The following is an 18,628-nucleotide window of genomic DNA, read 5'->3' on the forward strand; positions in this document are numbered from 1 at the left end:
GCCTTTAGAGTACCGGCGTCAGCTTGTGGCATAGGGTTTTTTTCAATGTCTACAAAATGGGGTCTTGACCATTCTTTTCCGAGGGCCATACGTTTTTCCGTAATAGAACTAGATTGCGAGATCATCGGAACGTTTGACGAGTCTGTCTTTTTAACTGCTCACTCACGGAAGAATATCCTGCCGATAGCTCGTTTTCGGACAGTGCCGCGGCAACCATTCCCAACGATTCGTCCAAGCTGCAAAACAGCAGCTGCTGCTCCGGTTGGACAACTGCCTTTTCTTTACCGGATTGATGCATACAAATGTAATCTCCTTGTAGTAGGTATACTTCTATTTTGTCCAAACCAGACGTAACCTAACCATGGAGATCGACACCCTGCCAAAGCGTAAACAACTAGAAGAGCGCTATTTGCTTTCAATAATCAAGGTAACGGGACCGTCATTGACAAGCGATACTTCCATCATCGCTCCGAATGTCCCCGTCGCTACCGTTAAGCCTTGCTGCCGAAGCAGCTCATTGAACCGGTCATATAAAGGCTCTGCCTGCTCCGGACGGGCTGCTGCCATGAAATTCGGGCGCTTGCCCTTACGGCAGTCGCCGTAAAGGGTAAATTGGGATACGGACAATATTTGCCCGCCTACATCCAGAACGGAATCGTTCATTTTGCCCGATTCATCCTCAAAGATACGAAGACCTGCGATCTTCTCGGCTACGAATTTGGCGTCCTGCTCCGTATCCTCGTGCGTAATACCCACCAGAAGCACAAGCCCATGGTCGATGGCTCCCACAACGGCTCCGTCCACGGTCACTTGCGCTTGTTTGCTGCGTTGAACGACCACTCTCATTATGTGTTCTAACCTCTATTCGTGTAATAATGCAAAGAACCGGCTACGATTGCATGATTCTCTGCACGGAATATACATCCTTCACGCGCTTGATTTTTTCAACGACGGCGTGAAGATGCTCAATATTGCGGATCAGGATGGTCATATGGATAATCGCCATCTTGTTTTTGTCCGATCGTCCCGAGACGGCGGAAATCACCGTCTTGCTCTCGGACACCGCCTGCAGCACCTCATTCAGGAAACCGAAACGGTCATGTCCTGTGATTTCAATCTCAACGTTGTAGTTAGCCTCGATGGAATCCGCCCATTCGACCTCGATCACCCGGTTCCCCTCTTCACCGCCATCGGCAACCGGGATATTGGTACAATCCTGCCTATGGATGGATACTCCCCTGCCGCGCGTTATGTAGCCGACGATGTGGTCCCCTGGAACCGGGTTACAGCAGCGTGCGAAGCGAACGAGGAGGTTGTCCACTCCTTTGACACGAACACCGTGAGTAGGCCGGCCTTTGCGCTCCGTCGCCGCCGATTTCAGTTCCTTCACTTCTTCGGTCAGCTGCAGTGCCTGCTGGCGGGCCTCCTCCTGCTGCTTGCGCATTTTCTCGGTCAACCGGGTGACAATCTGTGCAGCTGTAATGCCGTTAAAGCCTACGGCTGAGTACATATCCTCGATCTCGTTGAAATTGAATTTCTTGGCGACCTCCAGAAGCTCATCTTCCTTCATCAAGGTTGGAGGGTCGATACCTAGACGCTTGAGCTCGCGCTCAATGGCGTCCTTGCCCTTCTCGACGTTTTCCTCCCGCTTCTCCTTCTTGAACCATTGGCGTATCTTCGTACGAGCATGCGAGGACTGCGCCAGCTTGATCCAGTCCTGGCTCGGCCCGTAAGAGTGCTTGGACGTTAAAATTTCAACGATATCCCCGGTTTTCAGCCGGAAATCCAGCGGGACTATACGGCCGTTGACCTTCGCGCCGATCGTACGATTCCCGACCTCCGTATGGATACGGTAGGCAAAATCCAGCGGGACCGATCCCGCTGGCAGCTCGATGACTTCCCCCTTCGGAGTAAACACGAACACAAGATCGGAGAAAAAGTCCATCTTGAGCGATTCGACGAATTCCGAGGCGTCCTGGGCATCATGCTGGAGCTCCAAAATTTCTCGGAACCAGTTCATTTTGTCCTCGAAGCTGCCGGAAGGCACCATGCTGCCTTCTTTATAGGCCCAATGCGCCGCAATTCCGTACTCGGACGTTTTATGCATTTCGAACGTACGGATCTGCACCTCAAGAGGCTCGCCCTTCGGACCGATGACCGTCGTATGCAGAGATTGATACATGTTCGGCTTAGGCATAGCGATGTAATCCTTGAACCGGCCCGGCATCGGCTTCCACAGCGTGTGAATAATACCTAACGTTGCATAGCAGTCCTTAATATTGTCAACAATGATTCGGAGTGCCAGCAGATCGTATATCTCGTTAAACTGCTTATTGCGGGCCGTCATCTTTTTATAAATGCTGTAAATATGCTTCGGACGGCCGGAAATATCGCTCTCAATGCCCATTTCGGACAGCTTCCCCCGCACGGTCGTGATGACATCCTCGATATATTTTTCACGTTCGGTCCGTTTTTTCTGCATCAAATTGACAATGCGGTAATACTGCTGAGGATTCAAATAGCGAAGCGCAATATCCTCCATTTCCCACTTGATGGCAGAAATCCCGAGACGGTGAGCGATCGGGCAAAATATTTCCAGCGTTTCGTCCGCTATTCTGCGCTGAGCTTCTTCCGATTGATGCTTCAGCGTACGCATATTATGCAGGCGATCGGCCAGCTTGATCAAAATGACCCGGATGTCCTGAGCCATCGCCACAAACATTTTTCGATAGTTTTCGTTTTGCTGCTCTTCTTTGGTTTTAAACTTGATTTTTTCGAGCTTGGTCAGACCGTCCACCAGCATAGCGCAGGTTTTGCCGAATTTCTCGTTTACGGTTTCCAGAGAAACGGTCGTATCCTCTACCACATCATGAAGCAGTGCGGCAATAATTGAAGTAGTATCCATCTGCATGTTGACCAAGATTTCCGCTACGGCCAACGGGTGCAGAATATAAGGCTCCCCTGATTTGCGAACCTGGCCCGAATGAGCCTGTTCAGCGAACTCGTAGGCTTCTCTTATACGCTTCAGATCACTTTCTTTTACATAGCCGGACGCCTTCTCAAGAAGCTGCTCAATGCCCATTCGTTTATCCATTCCCTTAATTCGATTTTAATCCATTATGCCTTTGAAATAGGCGCTACGTCAACTTATTTGCGCCATTTCGACAAACTTTGTCGAAAAATTTTATTGGTTTTGGGAAAGGCTTCATCCTCTTCTCGATTTTCACAGCTTATGAAGCGAATCAAGAATAATTTTTCGCCGCTCTCTTATATAGCTGCGTATCAGCTCGGGCTCCCCGTCAAAGATGGATAACGACCATTTGCGCATGGAGTCCTCATAGATATGCGGAGCAATGGCCTCATACATTTGCTGTACGACCGGATCTATCTTTTTGACCGTCAAATGCTGTTTGACGATGAAGCGCAGCAGGACCTTGTAACGGCTTCGAACACTTTTGAAGGAAAGAAGTTTGCTCGTAAGCTGGTTGTACCCTTCTATCCGAACCAGGTCGCTACCGCATTTTTTGCCGTAGCAATTACGCCCCCATGTTCCCTCGTAATCCCATGGGATCATACGATATTTCATTGTTTTTTTATGACGGTATACCGCATAGTTTTGATCAAAGCCATCATAATTCCCTGTACAGACGGCGCCGGCCAGCCATCGGAGATAATTCTCTATGTCCACCCTTTCCTTCAAGTATCGACCTAATCGGCTCCCCTTAAGCGTGTTCAGATTCAATATGAACGATTTCCATTGCCGGCGGTCCTCTTCAGTGCCTATGATGTGCTCATACCCGTTGAACAGCGAGGATTTTCTTCTCTGGGTTTCCGGACTGATCAGCGTTAAATCTGCATTATCATTAACCGCATAGAACAAAGATTTAACGGAAATATTCCGGCTGCGGAAAAAATACCGGTCGACCCCTTCGATTTCCAAATATACACCGAGGCTTTGCCCGTTCAGCTTCAGCAAGCAGTGACGCGTCCTGGGGCTGGGTACTCCAATCCATTGAAAGAATTGAAATGATAACGCGTTGCGAATCATGGAAGGATCGTCGAATTCGGCATTATAATGATACGTTTTGCCATTACGTACAACCTCATATGATTTTTTCGGATAATCGCGCGTGTGACCTCCACGGTAACGCAGGAGAATAGGCTCTCTTCTTCCCTGGATAAGCATATGGGCTTTAACGTATTTTTCACTCCATACGTTTTTCTGCAGCGCTGAACGCTCTTCATCTCCAATCACAATTGACCGAGTTGACAGTTCCATGGAACGATTCCGCCTTTCTTTAAGAAAGCAAAAAGCCTATCACAGGAATGATAGACTTTTTGAGGTAATTCACCTTATGCGGTTGTGACCATAGCCGTCACGGCGTTTGTTCCCATGCCAGCAAATGCCCCTTCAGATATTAGCATCCAGGCTGGTTGCCTCTGCTTCCTCCCGTGCGATTGCCTTGGCTTCTATGACTGCGGTTGCCTCTGCTTCCTCCCGTGCGGTTCCCCGGACTTCTATGACTGCGGTTGCCTCTGCTTCCTCCAGTACGGTTGCCCTGGCTTCTATGACTGCGGTTGCCTCTGCTTCCTCCAGTACGGTTGCCCTGGCTTCTATGACTGCGGTTGCCTCTGCTTCCTCCAGTACGGTTGCCCCGGCTTCTATCACTGCGGTTGCCTCTGCTTCCTCCAGTGCGATTGCCTTGGCTTCTATGGCTGCGGTTGCCTCTGCTTCCTCCCGTGCGGTTCCCCGGGCTTCCGTCGCTGCGGTTGCCTCTGCTTCCCTCAGTACGGTTCCCCCTGCTTCCACTACGATTTCCTCCTGATCCCGGCAATTGAAACTACCTCCTTTATTGAGATAGTTCAGTCTATGAGATTCGATCGGAAGTGAACTAGACTGTAGTTTGCTAGTCGCAAAATATACACATTGACCTGTTAAAGCGCCCTCTTTGAATCTCTTATAGATAGACGTGGAACTTCTAGCAAATATAGATTGACAACTAGTACACCTTCTTGCCGGATACATATATATAAACTATGAATTCCCTACCATGATTAATGAAAGGAGGTCGCTGCCTATGAATTAATTCACTGGCAGGCAGCGTGCAGGTGAGGTGCAAATGAAAGATAGTGAAACAGGCTCTAGGTAGAATGAGGGCCGCTATGAATGACAAGATTTCTAGTTTTAGTAACTTATCGAGAGGGGAATGTTAAAATGAGTTATTTTCATCAAATGGTATCTAACATGATGTCACAGAATACCAGTGGAAGATCAAGATCGCAAGGCTCTTCAGGCAATATGCTGTCCAATCTAGTGGGAACTCAAGTGAAGGTGAATCGCGGCGGTCCAGATTCCGTTGTGGGCACTTTGATCTCCGTTCAATCCGAATTTATCGTAGTAAGTACACCAAACGGTATCGTATTTATTAATCGTTCTCACATCAAAAGCATTACTCAAATGGGATCAGGCGGCAACAGAAGCGGCAATCGAAGCGGTAGATCCGGAGGAATGACCAACGTCATTCATGCGAATACCTTCAATCAATTACTGCAAAGATTGCGCCACAAATTCGTTCAGATCAACCGCGGCGGCCCTGAAAAAGTAGAAGGCTTTATAGCTGAAGTTAGTCAAGACTTTGTCTTGCTGCTCTTCAACAGAGAGCTTATCCGCATTCCTATTTTTCATATCAAAACGGTCAGCGTAGCCGCTAACAAGAGCTCCGGCAACAACAACAATAATAACAACAACAATAACAATAACAACAAAAGCGGCAGCAATAATAAAAGCAATAAAAACAACAGCAAGAGCGGTAACAACAACAAAAGCAACAAAAACAAAAGCAACAAAAACAAGAGCAACAAAAATAATAAAAGCGGCAGCAGAAGCTCCGGCGGCAACAAAAAATCGAACAGCCGACGTTAATGCCAGGCACTGTAACCGTCCCAGTCTGTGACTCTACAATTCCTGCTTCATCCGAATGGATGACATTAACCGTCTCTCTTATGACGGTTATTTTTCTAAACAGGGAGTAAGCGTTGGATCTCTTTGAATCTGCCATGCATTGATCTCATGCCGGGATGCCCGATAGGGTTACATCGGTATCCCGGCTGAGTTAAGTACGTAAGCGCGCATCATTACATTTCTAAGAATAGGAGGTGCTTTATGACACTCTTGAACACATTGCTTGATAAACAGGTAGAACTCCATATTTCGGGTAAAAAAACGCCTATCCGCGGAAAACTGATCAATCTGGGCAGTGACATCATGGTGATTTATAATGGACAACAGTTTCTGTATATCCCTCTCCTGCATTTGCAGCAGCTGACACAATATGAAGAAAGCAAGGACGAAGCCGTTATTGTAGTTCCCGCCGAGATGCCGTTCGAGGATCAAAAGGATATTTCCTTCCGCAAAATATTAATGAATGCCAAGGGGATGTTCACCGAAATTTATACAAGCGGAAACCAGTCCCTTCATGGTTATGTAACCAGCATAATGAATGACTATTTCGTCTTCTATTCACCCGTATATCACGTAGTCTATATCCCGATGCAGCACATGAAATATCTTAAGCCTTATGATCCCAATGTGACGCCTTATTCGCTGAACCAGGAGCGTTTCCCTCTAAGTCCATCCACGATAACTCTGGCTAGAACATTCGATCAGCAGTTGAAAAAGCTGGAAGGTCAATTTGTCGTCCTCGATATCGGGGAAAACCCGAACAAAATCGGTCAGCTCAAATCGCTGCAAAATAATCTGATCGAGCTGGTCGCAGCCGGAGGAGAGACGCTATTCCTTCATATGGAGCATGTCAAAACGGTGCATCTGCCATAATGTAATCCCAAAAGGTCCTCCGCTGCCTGGCTGCGAAGGACCTTTCTTCTGTCCAAACGCATATTAACGATTAAGCTCCCAGGTGATCCGTAATCCTTCAAGGACTAAATCCGGGTGCGTGTGCTGGATCGTGCTGGATTCGGGAGAGATCAATTCGGATAATCCCCCCGACGCCACCACGGTGAACGGCAAAGCCATTTCCTCAATAATGCGAGTAACAATACCATCGACTTGTCCGGCTATTCCGTTCACGATCCCGTACGTCATGCTGGAGGCCGTGTCGTGAGTGAGGAACCGCTGAGGGCTGGTGATGTTGACCGAAGGCAGCTGAGCGGTGCGCTCATACAATGCTTCCGCTGAAATAACGCCTCCCGGAAGGATGGCCCCGCCGATAAATTCGTTATGCTCATTGACAACGCTGATCGTAGTAGCTGTCCCCAAGCCTATGACGATAACAGGCGCTCCGTATAAGTGGATGGCGGCAATGGCGCTTGCGATTCGATCCGCACCTACTTGGGCCGGTTGGTCTGTCACGATTCTCAGGCCTGTTTTCAACCCTGGGCCAAGCTCGAGCGGCGCAATACCCAGCTTTGTCCGGCATACTTCTCTTACTGCCGTCATTAACGGAGGTACAACTGAGCTGATTATGATTCCGCTTAGCCGCTCATAAGCGAAACCGCTTTGTTTAAACAGCTGGCTCCATACGACCCAGATCTCTTCCGCCGTCATATCCCTCTGTGTCGTCACTCTCCAGAAATACACCATTTGCTGCTCTTTGTATACCGCTATTTTTGTATTGGTATTGCCGACATCTATCACTAAAAGTCCCGATTGCATGACATACCCTCCAGCCGCTTCTTTAACCGATTACCGATTGTATTTAATGCTATTATATACAATCTGCCTGGGTGCGCCAATCGACCGGGAAAGATATAAAGTAAGATAAATTCGACAACCTTCATATTAATTTTTGTCGTAATGTAGTAAAATAACACTAGATGTCATTTTAGATAGGGGATAGGTTAGATGAGCAAAGAACAGAATACGACTTTACTGTTGAATAAGTTACTTTGCGTGAGCCGGCAACTCAAACGCTCGCTGCAGGTTATGAATATCGATCCTAACCTTAACAATTCAACGATATCTGTGATGTTTCAATTGGAGCATCATTCCATGAAGATGAACGATATTGCCGATTATTTATGCATTACGCTAGGTGCGGCAACCAGCCTTGTCGATAAATTGGAACGCCAGCATTTGGTTGAAAGGGTTCGCTCCGTTGAGGACCGGCGGATTATTTTCGTACAGCTCACAAGTACAGGCAAAGATAAGATCCAATCCTTGCGCAACCATATTCTCAGTGAAGTACGGTCCATATTTAACCAAGTTTCCAATGAAGATTTGCAAAACTATATTCATACAGCCCAGAGTCTGGAAGCATTGCTTTCAGCTTACAATGAGAATGTATGCAAAACGACGTAATCGTCCATCCTAAAGCTGTGCTCAGTCTCCGTTGTAAACGCTAACAAATCACTCTGCAACAGACTGGCTCCTATTCAAAATCCGGGCTATTCAACTGTAAAAATGGGTAAAACCGCTTGGGGTTCCTGAACAACCCTCCCCTGTCAAGCTGCCATGCATGGGGGTGAGGATGTCCAGGGCACAAGCGGTTTTTACATTAGGCATGGGTTAGCTTAGAGTCTATAGAAACGGGCGGCATTATGGCCGAAGACATCTTCCAGGTCGGAAGGCGTCAGCGAATCCGGCAGCGTGCTCTCCAGAAGCTTATATACGTCGTCGTATTCCGCGGCTAGCAGACAGACAGGCCAGTCGCTGCCGTACATAATTCTCTGCGGTCCGAACCGGGATACCACGTGCTGGACATAAGGAACAAAGTGCTCTTCCCGCCAATTCTGATGATCTGCCTCCGTTACCATGCCGGACAGCTTGCAATATATGTTCGGATAGTCTGCAGCTATTTGTGCCATGTACGTGCTCCAAGGCTCCAGCTGCTGTTCGGAGATAAAGGGCTTGGCAATATGGTCGATAACTCCGCGTAGATCGGGCAGCTGCTTCAAAAGCTTTACGGTATCCTCCAACTGATGCGTTTTGATCAGCAGATCAATTGGAAACTGCTCCCGCTCGAAAAATCGCAGCGCTTCCAAAACCGCCGGACGAAATGCATACTCCATATCGATATCCTGCAGCATGACCCGAATGCCTTTAAAATAAGGGTTCTGCTTGAGTCTCGCATAATGCTCCTTGTAGGAGCTGTCCTCCAGATCAAGCCAGCCTACAACACCGGCAATCGTCTCCGACTGCTCTGCCAGGCTCAGCATAAACTCCGTCTCGGCCAAGGTGGGCGCTGCTTGCACGACCACCGTCTTACTGATCCCGTTCGCCTTCAAATGGCCATTCAGCTGTTCCGGCAAATAATCCCGGTATAATACGCCCGAATCCGGTGTCAGCCAGCCGTAATCCCCGCGATCCAGCTTCCAGTAATGTTGGTGAGCATCAATTTTCATGGTCGATTCCTCCCTATACTCCCTATGTACATGCCGAATGATTCTCCTTACTTGTCTGATCATAATACAAGTGAATCCATTGCACAACAGCAAGCTGCGGGGGGACATTCTATTTTTGTAAATAACCGATTGACAGACATCAAAAGTCCGTGTTATATTTTTCAATAATTTAGTGTTGCAAAGACATGGATGGGGAAAGTACATTGTGGTGAACCTTAAAGAGACCCGGGGATGGTGAGAGCCCGGGAGTGAAGCCAGATGGAAAGCCGCCCCGGAGTCGCCCTCTGAACTTCATAGTAGGAGTAGGCCGGTCTTCCGCCGTTATCGGAAAGAGTGGACATAATATTGTCAATTAGGGTGGTACCGCGTGAGCATAAGCTCTCGTCCCTTTCCGGGGATGGGGGCTTTTTTTGTTGTCCAAATGCACCTTCTAACCGGAGCCCCCCTGCCTTTAACCCGTTGTACGGCTCGGATCCAGCCGTCTGACAGGTTAGAGAGATTGCCAATAGGATGTCAATTAGGGTGGTAACGCGTGGGCATAGGCTCTCGTCCCTTTATGGGGGCGGGGGCTTTTTTATTTTTACAATTCTTATGTCGTCGAATGCGACGATTCTCTCATCTGAAATAGGCCTCGATAGAGGTTTCCCATTCTAAAGAAAGCCGGTGAACGTAATGAATATTCAATGGTCCGATCGTATTTCTCCTACGGTGAGGGATCTCCCTCCCTCAGGCATTCGTCGTTTTTTTGATTTGGTAGCTGAGATGAAAGGCGTCATTTCGTTGGGCGTCGGTGAGCCTGATTTCGTAACGCCGTGGAACATTAGGGAAAACGGCATCGACTCTCTGCGTAGAGGGTATACGATGTACACCTCCAACGCAGGCTTGCTCGAGCTGCGAGAGGAAATCGCCCGGCACCTGCATGACAATCATGGGGTTACCTATGAGCCACGTAACGAAGTTCTTGTCACCGTCGGTGTCAGCGAAGCTGTAGATTTGGCTTTGAGGGCCATCCTGCATCCCGGAGACGAGGTCCTGATTGCCGAGCCCTGCTACGTGTCTTATTCGCCCTGCACGATCATGGCCGGAGGCGTGCCAGTTCCGTTGAGTACCTCGGCAGACAACGAGTTCAGAATTACAGCCGAGCACGTCGAGGCTGCCATTACCCCTCGTACCAAAGCTTTGCTGATCAATTACCCGAATAATCCGTCCGGGGCGACCATGCCAAGAGAAGAGCTGGAAAAGATCGCAAAAGTGGTGGAAAAATACGATCTGATCGTCATTTCCGATGAAGTGTACGAGAAGCTGACTTACGTCGGAAAGCATACCTGCTTTGCCGAATTGCCCGGTATGAGAGACCGTACGATTCTGCTGAACGGGTTCTCCAAAGCCTATGCCATGACAGGCTGGAGGCTCGGCTATGCATGCGGCCACCCCGAGGTCATTGCCGCTATGACCAAGATTCATCAATACACGATGATTTGCGCTCCTATAACGACACAGCGGGCAGCTATAGAGGCTTTGCGCAACGGTTCCCATGAGGTGAGCGAAATGGTTGCATCCTACGATCAGCGAAGACGTCTGATCTTGAAGGGCTTCGAAGAAATCGGCCTGCCCTGCTTCGAGCCCAAGGGAGCCTTCTATGCCTTCCCGTCCATTGAGCATACCGGGCTAACCTCCGAGCAATTTGCGGACCGGCTGCTGACGGAAATGAAGGTGGCGGTCGTCCCGGGCAATGTGCTGGGCTCATGCGGGGAAGGCCACATCCGATGCTCCTACGCTTCGTCGGTTCAAAATATTACCGAGGCTATCGAGCGGATGGGAATCTTTATGAAAAACTTTTCCTGAACCGGTTAAAGTTCATGGTTCAACCTGAACTGTTCGGAGCTATTCATGGTTCCATAAAAACAATCGCCCCCGGGTATTGCGGCCTGCTGCGAGGCCGCGTTACCCTAAGGAGCGATTGCTTTCCTAGTCGGGGGCTATTATTTTTTCTTCAGGCTATCCAATAGTTTGTTGGCTTCCTCTTCCGCCGTACGCATGTAGGTGTTAATATCCATGTCTCCGGAAGATAGCTTGTTCAGGTTTTTGGTATATGTTCCGAGAATCGCCACTTGGCTTTCCTGAATTGTTTTGTCAGCAATAGCAGGGAATTTGTTGTAGAAGAACGCTCCGTAATTTTTGTCTTTAAAAGCGCTTTCTTGTCCGAGCGCTTTTTGGATCGATTCATTCTTCAAGGTCGTCATGATCCCTTTCTTGGAGTATTCCATCTGGTATTCGTCCGAGGTCAAGAACTTAATGACTTCCATTGCGGCGTCTTTATCCTTCGCCATCTTCGTAATGGCAAAATAACCCGGATACGATTGCGGTCCTACACCCGGAGCATCCGGCATGGTAGGCTCGGAGACGATATCCCAATTGAATTTGGACAATTCATCCTTCATCACTTGTGGCAAAATAGGAGATGAGATGAACATGGCCAAGGACTGATCTTTGGCGAACTGGTTCAGGTCCAGAATTTTCCCTTTATTGTTGGCCATCGCCTTTTGGTAGACGGGATTTTGAGTCGGCTGAATCAGCTGCAAGTCAAGAATTTGCTTCCATTTCTCGTTGGTGATGTTGGCTCTCAAATCCTTGGTAAGAAGCGGCAATGAATACTGGTTCACCAGGAACAAGTGATTGACCGAAGGCGAAAAACCTGTATACGTGATGCCGTCTTTTTCGACGTTCAGCTTCTTGGCGATCTCGTTCAGTTCAGCCCAGGTCATGCCGTCCTTCGGATAAGGCACATTGAGCTTGTCGAAAATGTCCTTGTTATAAAATAAGGCCATACGTTCATTGTACACGGGAAGACCGTAAATCGCTCCGTTTCCCAGCTGCTTCATAGCGTCAATCAAGGAAGGCTCGAACCGGCTCACATCCACCTGATGCTTCTTCATAAGCTCTGTCATATCATAGCTCATCTCATACACCATATTGCTCCCCGGGAAGGAACCGATGGAGTCCCACTGAATGTCGATTCTTTGACCCGCATTGATCAAATCCTGCAGATCGCTGCCTGTCGCCCTCTGGATGTACTTGATCGTATAATTCGGAAACTTCTTGCGAATCGCGTCGCCATAGCGGTCATTGAAGCTGGCTTCAGAGTCGCGGCTCATGGAGTAGAATACCAGCTCGACGGGATCCTTGTTCTCTTTTACTGCAGAATCCTTGCCTTCCGGTGCATTGGCGCTATCACTTCCGCCTCCGCAAGCCGTTGCCATCATACTTACTGCGGTCAATGCCGCCAAAGTACCTGCCATTTTCTTTTTCATTTCATGCTCCCCCTTCACTTTCGTCCCATAAAGTGAAAAATATGTAAATCGATATGTGCACAAAAGCTCGCCCAAATAAGCGAACGAGCCTTTGTGTTTGATCTATGGTGTAATCGTTCAGTGTGCTGCAGCCGTATGAGCCGCCGCGGCTTTTTCCAAAGAGCCGCTGATTAACTCCATGCATACGATGGCATTAAGAGACCATTGAGAGATGGTGTTAGTGGCAATCCACGGAATTTCCCGGATAGGTCTGATGTATTCCAAGGTTTCGACCGGCTTCGTAATATCCGTCAATAGAACCTGCCCGACTTCATCCTTAAGCAGGATGCTCCAGGCAAGCTCAGCCAAAGCTTCGTCCTTGTTGTGAACCGAAGCATAGGCGGCGATACCGGTAGAGAACATCGGCCATGCAAATCCGCCGTTGGCGAGTTCACCGACCAGCTGGGCGCGCTTTTCTTCCCGCGGAAGATTGTAGAATGCTCCGATTTCCACTAGCATGCTTTCCCACTCGGCATCCTTAAGCATCATGGCCAATTCCATCCAGACTTGAGGGCCGCCCATACAGATGGCCAAATGTCCGCCGGCATTGTTCCCCATATCGTACAGTTTGCCGGTTTTCGGATCATAGCCGTGTACGGCCAGGTTTTTCATCCGGTTCGGCATATTTTTCAAGCTTTCAATGCCTACCAGCAGTTTATCCCTGTAGGTAGTATCCTCATAGCGCTCCCACCGGGTCATCCAGTTGGAGCTGAAGGCCGCCCAGTCCGGACCTACGCGGGCATGGGTCGGATATTGGTCTTTCGGGAAATAATAGCGCATCGGATCCAGATGGGCGGTCGTATAGTCGGAATCGGTCACCTCATCCATGATGTCGCCGATTCGCTCATCCGCAGTCAAGTAATAATAGAAGCGATGCAAGCCCGCCATCCCGATTCGGGCTTCCTTGCAGCCACAGCCCCAATGGATGACATTGTGCCGCGAACCCAGACCGGAGTATTCTCCGAAATGGTACAGGTCCACCTCACTGGTATGCCGGGTCATGGCTTCAGCAATACGGAATATATCTTCTCGCCCGGAGCGGAGGAACATGTACCAGAGCCACATATTCGGCACCAGCTCCGTATTTTGCCAAGCGCATCCTCCGATATCGTAACGCCACGTATGACGGGTAGGGTCATAACCGTGCATGACATCGCCGTAATCCCAGAAACCGTACCATCTGCGCTGCTCGATTTCCTCTTTATAGAAATCAATAGCCGCATCCAATTGATCTTCAATCTTGGAATGGACCGGGGTGCTCCGGTTAGGGAGACTCCAGATGCCGAATGCTTTGGCGTCATGGTAATATTCCGGCTTGCACACCAGCAGGGACGGAGATTGGCATTCCTTCGCCACCGCATGCAGGGTCTCGTGGCTTGGCGTCTTCTCAAAGCACCAGATAGCCAGCTCACTCGTATTGGCCACACCGAATGGCGTGCTTCTCATTTCATCAAAGCCTTCATAGGAAGACTGAACATGCGTCGTCGTATCGTAATGGCGCAAATCCATCGCTTCGGCATCCGGCGACCAGAACCAAACGGTCATCTCCGCCTCATCCTTCGAAGTATGATGAAGCTCCATGGACGACGGGTACTTTTTCCAAAAGTTGCGTACTCCGACGGCCAGTCCGCCGTTCTCTCCTCCGGCATATACAGTGCCTGACGACCGCTGCCCGAATGCGGCGCGAATCCATGCACATCCTTCCTGGGTCCGCTTCGTAATCGTATAGGAATCTGCCGAACCTTGAACTAGCTTGAAGCTATCCCATACGGCGGACTCTTCAATAAGACCGATAAACCGCTCATCCTCCACCGGGTCGAAGCTGACATATTCGCCTGCGGTTTGACGCTTGAAGATCTCTTCGTATTTGCCTGTAGTCCGATAGGTCATCAGATGCTTAGGAGATTCGCTGAATATCCCTGTATCACCTGTAAAGCGCACGTGACGGTTGTATAAAGGCCCTTGCATAGGAACCTTGAGCGTCATGCCGATCCCTTTGACGAAATCCATATGGGGATTGCCGTCATAAGCGAACGTATGAATGGCTTTAATGGCTTGCTGTCCTGCATAGAAATAGAAGCGGACGGTAAAAGGCATCCATTCTCTGACACCGTTGTTCAGCTTATGCTTGCCTTCCACCCGAACCACCGCACGTACAGGCCCATCCTGCTCTACGACTACCTTCGCGATGCGGCTTGTGAAATTATGCTCCTTGACGGTCTTGCTTCCGCTTGTAGTGTGACGTTCCTCGCGTACGCATTGAAGCTTGCCGTCCGAGCAAACCAGGGAGCCGTCCCGATGGATGGAACGGAGGATGGATTGTCCTTCCCGGTTGAAGCGGCAAAGTATGACTCCGGTATCTACGGCGATCACTTCTTCGGTCTCCGTTACCGTTATGGATGCCTCGGGAGCTGCAGCCGCCCCCTTGCCGAGGAAATACCGGTCGGAACGATCCCCGTGAATCGATGCGGCATGCGCCGACCATTTGACACTGCCGTCAGGCCAATAAGCTGTCGGCCAGCTTTGAACAGGGATTGAGCCGCCGTTGGAATCCGTCAATTCAAGGGATTCGTTACGCTGAAGCTCACCTTCCGCCCATGGAATTCCCCATGTCACACCTAATCCGTCAGCAACATGTCCGCTTTGTCCCAGCCATTGCAGTTGAATTCGTTCTGCTTGTGTACCCACCGTACTACCCACTCCTTTTATTCGGTGATTCTATCATGTTGTTGGTTCTAAAGTGCGTTCTTAGGCTGGCTTTACCAGCCGTACCCATTCCGGACATACCTCGAGCAGCCGGGATACGGCGATTTTAGCGACCTCTCTGGCCCCGCGCTCGTTAAAATGGGTATTGTCCCGTGCTCCATCCGGATAGTTCGGGTGCTTGCCAGGCTCAAGCCATACGAATAGGTCTTTGGAAGCCTCAGGTCCTAGAGAACGGTAAAGCTCCTCCGTTCCCGCTTCCATGTCCACCAATAGCACCTTCTGCTCCGATGCCAGCTTTTTCATGGCCTTCGGATAATCGCCATGTGTCGGCACCAGAACGCCTTCATCGTTGAAGTTTCTGCGGGCGACCGAGGTGAACAGAATCGGTGTCGCTCCCTTTTTACGGGCTGCCGCTATATATTGGAGCAAATGATCCAAATACGTGGTGAACGGCTCTGTGTGCCGTTCAGCATCCGCCTTCTGATCGTTGTGCCCGAACTGAATGAACAAATAATCGCCAGGCTGAATGGTGTCGGCAATCGGCTGAAGCCGGCCCTCATCCATGAAGCTTTTGGAGCTTCTACCGCATGACGCTTCATTGCGTACCTCTACATCCTGAGTCAATAGTTCGCCGAGCATTTGTCCCCAGCCGGCCATTGGCGATTGATCAGCCGGATAACTGGCCGCTGTAGAATCTCCGGCAATATAGATACGAGTCATTGGCTACCCTCTCTCTAATGCATGGACTTGTAAATCCGCGTATTCCCCAATCATTGGGGCCAACTGACGAAAGCCGATTTTTCCGCCTTCCAGCCGCTTTCCGAAGGTGACTCCATCATCCTTCCATTGGAATACAACCATGTCATTGATCATGAATACGATTTCATCTTTCCATTTGAGAACCTTGATTCTGTATGGCCCGGAAGCGTCTTGGACGGAAGGAATCGGGTCCCCTCCTTGAGCCACCAAATGCAAGCCGCGGCTTTTGCGCAGGTTGCATGTATGGAAGCAGCGCTCATCGGCTTCCTTGCGTCTGAAATAAGATACATGGTAGGCATGGATATCGCTGTTATGATATTGCGGATAAATACCGGTACGCGGCGCAAGGCTTGGGTCGAACAAATCTTCCCCGTTCGCTCCGGTTGCCGAGAAGAAGGTCATGCAAAGACCGGGCTCCCGGATCGGCCAAAAATCCCAGCTGACGGCAATGGAATCCGGAAAATCAACCGGACACCAGAATACAAAATTCGCCTGTTGTCCAAGCTGCGGATCCAGCATATTCTCCATCCGCATCCGCTTCTGCGGAAAGGTAATGGCCGCTTGTCCTTCCATAATAAAGTGCTGAACATCTTCTTCACTGGTTAAAGGATTGTGATAGATGAGCTCGCCTAGCCGATATGGTAATGCTTCACTAATCGCAGTCATGTCTCTCCTCCTTAATTTAGTCTTACTGTAGCTTACATTGAATTTGACAACCATTGGATATTTTTGTGATACAGGTGGAGACCGTTTAGACTTTGTTGCAGTGCTTTACACTTCCTTGCACACGTTGTCTATAGGGCAAGAAAACGGGCTGTGCCACAGGGCACAGCCAAAGGGATTGGGGATACCTTAGGTTTTCTTTGAGCTATACTCCGCTTATTTTTTCTTCGAAGCTTGGTACAGATCGTTAATTTCTTTTACGTAGTCTTCGCCGCCGCTCTTTTTCCAAAGCTCTACAGCTGCCTTGAAGCCTGCTTCGTCAATTTGGCCTACGATGAACTTGGTTCTGGCATCATTGATGATGTTATCCAGTTGAGGCCCTTTTTGTGCGTATACGTTGGAAACAAGAGGCTCGGCCGGGTTAGGCACGACGATGGCTTCGTTAGCTTTTTGCACTTCGTTGGATTTTTTGCGGACCGGTGTTTGAACAACTTCCAGATATCTGTTCTCAGGAATGCCCATGAACATTTGGTTCAAGCCGCTGACCTCCTGATCTATCAAGGCCGTATCCTTAACAGGCTCAATGCCGCCTTCCACCTTCTTATAGTGCTTGCCTTCGATGCCGTTGAAGCCGAGATTTTGTGCTTCTGTTTCATTCAGCTTATCCAGGAATGCCAATACTTGACGCAGATCCTTCTCGGTTTTTACCGCCGATTTGGAAATAACCACCATTCCGGCATAACCGGATGTAGGCAGAGCGCGGTTTCCTTTAGGACCCGCTACCGATCCCAGAATATCCATGAAGTATTTGTTCTTGTCATCCTTGCCTGCTTGCTGCAGAGCGGCGTGAATTTTATCATCGATGCGTGCCGCATTATCGGTTACGTCAACCATAACGCCTGCTTGTCCATTGACGATCGGATCGGTCCATTTATTGGAATCCATAACCGCAAAGTCCGCGTTGATCAGCTTTTCATCGTACAGCTTTTTGAAGAATTTGAGAGCATCCATGTACTCCGGCGTATAGTGTGCAGGAATGAGCTTGCCGCTGGAGTCCTCACCCCATTTATTAGGAACCCCGAACCAGGTTTGCATAATATCGAACGGGCCTGTGTATTTGGAGATAACCATACCGTACGTATCGTTCTTGCCGTTCTTGTCCGGATCCTTGGTTGTAAAGGCTTTCAGCATGTTGTAAAAGTCGTCAATGGTCTTAGGCTCTTGCATTCCAAGATTATCCAGCCATTCCTTGCGGTACACGATACCGTTTCTTCCGAGCGGTCTGGCGCGGTAAACACCGTATATTTTGCCGTCAACGGAGATGTTGTTATTAACGATCGGGTTGGCCTTGCTCAGGTTCGGATAGTCCTTCAAATAAGGGCCTACTTCCCAGAAAGCACCGGAGCGTGCAGCATTGATAAAGCTGGCTGTTTTATCCTTGATAACCATAACGGTAGGCAATTTACCGGATGCAAGAGTGATGTTCATTTTATCCGCATAAGAGGAATCCGGCACCCACTCCAAATGTATTTTGCTATTGGTGAATTTCTCCAATTCAGCGACTACCGGGCTTCCGTCCTTAGGGAACGTGGGCTTGAACGCAGGAAGCATGATGCTCAGCTCAAGCGGCGCGGACGATGAGGAGCCTCCCGAGTCTTTCCCTGCTGCCGGAGCCTTGTCTCCGCCGGCACCACAGCCAACCGCAGTAACAGCGATCGTAGAGATCATAACCCCGCTTACTAGACGTTTCATCGATTTCTTTCTGGATTTCATGAATCATTGCCTCCCTT

General features: G+C 49.3%; 16 protein-coding genes and 1 other annotated feature. Of the genes, 4 read left to right on the forward strand and 12 right to left on the reverse strand.

Features of this window, described 5'->3' with window-relative positions; translation table 11 throughout:
- Positions 1-121 precede the first annotated feature (121 nt).
- The 5 genes from ABEA66_RS10210 to ABEA66_RS10230 form a co-directional block, all read right to left on the reverse strand.
- On the reverse strand, positions 122-298 hold the full coding sequence (locus ABEA66_RS10210; protein WP_179136174.1) for a hypothetical protein: 177 nt from the start codon (positions 296-298) through the stop codon (positions 122-124).
- A 107-nt stretch (positions 299-405) separates the two neighbouring features.
- Positions 406-846: a D-aminoacyl-tRNA deacylase gene (dtd, locus tag ABEA66_RS10215; protein WP_345587466.1), complete on the reverse strand. Its 441-nt coding sequence runs from the start codon at positions 844-846 to the stop codon at positions 406-408.
- A gap of 43 nt (positions 847-889) precedes the next feature.
- Positions 890-3,082 (reverse strand): RelA/SpoT family protein, encoded by a 2,193-nt coding sequence (locus tag ABEA66_RS10220; protein ID WP_345587483.1) that lies wholly within the window; start codon positions 3,080-3,082, stop codon positions 890-892.
- 141 nt (positions 3,083-3,223) lie between these two features.
- Positions 3,224-4,279: a CotH kinase family protein gene (locus ABEA66_RS10225; protein WP_345587467.1), complete on the reverse strand. Its 1,056-nt coding sequence runs from the start codon at positions 4,277-4,279 to the stop codon at positions 3,224-3,226.
- Positions 4,280-4,411: 132 nt separating this feature from the next.
- On the reverse strand, positions 4,412-4,810 hold the full coding sequence (locus ABEA66_RS10230; protein WP_345587468.1) for a hypothetical protein: 399 nt from the start codon (positions 4,808-4,810) through the stop codon (positions 4,412-4,414).
- 405 nt (positions 4,811-5,215) lie between these two features.
- Between ABEA66_RS10230 and ABEA66_RS10235 the strand changes: the two genes are divergently transcribed.
- Positions 5,216-5,923 (forward strand): hypothetical protein, encoded by a 708-nt coding sequence (locus ABEA66_RS10235; RefSeq protein ID WP_345587469.1) that lies wholly within the window; start codon positions 5,216-5,218, stop codon positions 5,921-5,923.
- Positions 5,924-6,163: 240 nt separating this feature from the next.
- Positions 6,164-6,835, forward strand: a complete 672-nt coding sequence (locus ABEA66_RS10240) for a DUF2642 domain-containing protein (protein WP_079912919.1) — start codon at positions 6,164-6,166, stop codon at positions 6,833-6,835.
- Between the two features lie 63 nt (positions 6,836-6,898).
- Here ABEA66_RS10240 and ABEA66_RS10245 read toward each other — a convergent pair whose 3' ends face one another.
- Entirely contained in the window at positions 6,899-7,672 is a 774-nt protein-coding gene (locus tag ABEA66_RS10245) for a type III pantothenate kinase (protein WP_345587470.1), read from the reverse strand.
- Positions 7,673-7,861: 189 nt separating this feature from the next.
- Between ABEA66_RS10245 and ABEA66_RS10250 the strand changes: the two genes are divergently transcribed.
- Positions 7,862-8,317, forward strand: a complete 456-nt coding sequence (locus ABEA66_RS10250; protein WP_345587471.1) for a MarR family winged helix-turn-helix transcriptional regulator — start codon at positions 7,862-7,864, stop codon at positions 8,315-8,317.
- Positions 8,318-8,529: 212 nt separating this feature from the next.
- On the opposite strand, the gene ABEA66_RS10255 is transcribed toward ABEA66_RS10250, so the two are convergent.
- Entirely contained in the window at positions 8,530-9,360 is an 831-nt protein-coding gene (locus ABEA66_RS10255; protein WP_345587472.1) for an amidohydrolase family protein, read from the reverse strand.
- Between the two features lie 177 nt (positions 9,361-9,537).
- Positions 9,538-9,752 (forward strand) — a binding site (T-box leader).
- A gap of 280 nt (positions 9,753-10,032) precedes the next feature.
- Here ABEA66_RS10255 and ABEA66_RS10260 point away from each other — a divergent pair.
- Positions 10,033-11,205, forward strand: coding sequence for an aminotransferase class I/II-fold pyridoxal phosphate-dependent enzyme (locus ABEA66_RS10260; RefSeq protein ID WP_345587473.1), 1,173 nt, complete (start codon positions 10,033-10,035; stop codon positions 11,203-11,205).
- A gap of 137 nt (positions 11,206-11,342) precedes the next feature.
- On the opposite strand, the gene ABEA66_RS10265 is transcribed toward ABEA66_RS10260, so the two are convergent.
- From ABEA66_RS10265 to ABEA66_RS10285, 5 genes are all read right to left on the reverse strand, one after another.
- Positions 11,343-12,671 (reverse strand): ABC transporter substrate-binding protein, encoded by a 1,329-nt coding sequence (locus tag ABEA66_RS10265; protein WP_345587474.1) that lies wholly within the window; start codon positions 12,669-12,671, stop codon positions 11,343-11,345.
- 117 nt (positions 12,672-12,788) lie between these two features.
- A complete protein-coding gene (locus ABEA66_RS10270) occupies positions 12,789-15,398 on the reverse strand; it encodes an exo-rhamnogalacturonan lyase family protein (RefSeq protein WP_345587475.1) in 2,610 nt (869 codons plus the stop codon).
- Positions 15,399-15,458: 60 nt separating this feature from the next.
- A complete protein-coding gene (locus ABEA66_RS10275) occupies positions 15,459-16,136 on the reverse strand; it encodes a rhamnogalacturonan acetylesterase (protein WP_345587476.1) in 678 nt (225 codons plus the stop codon).
- A 3-nt stretch (positions 16,137-16,139) separates the two neighbouring features.
- Positions 16,140-16,841, reverse strand: coding sequence for a DUF1961 family protein (locus ABEA66_RS10280; RefSeq protein ID WP_345587477.1), 702 nt, complete (start codon positions 16,839-16,841; stop codon positions 16,140-16,142).
- Between the two features lie 213 nt (positions 16,842-17,054).
- Positions 17,055-18,611, reverse strand: a complete 1,557-nt coding sequence (locus tag ABEA66_RS10285; RefSeq protein WP_079912911.1) for an extracellular solute-binding protein — start codon at positions 18,609-18,611, stop codon at positions 17,055-17,057.
- Positions 18,612-18,628: the final 17 nt, after the last annotated feature.

It is taken from the genome of Paenibacillus vulneris, from assembly GCF_039543185.1.
Taxonomy (GTDB): Bacteria; Bacillota; Bacilli; order Paenibacillales; family NBRC-103111; genus Paenibacillus_S; species Paenibacillus_S vulneris.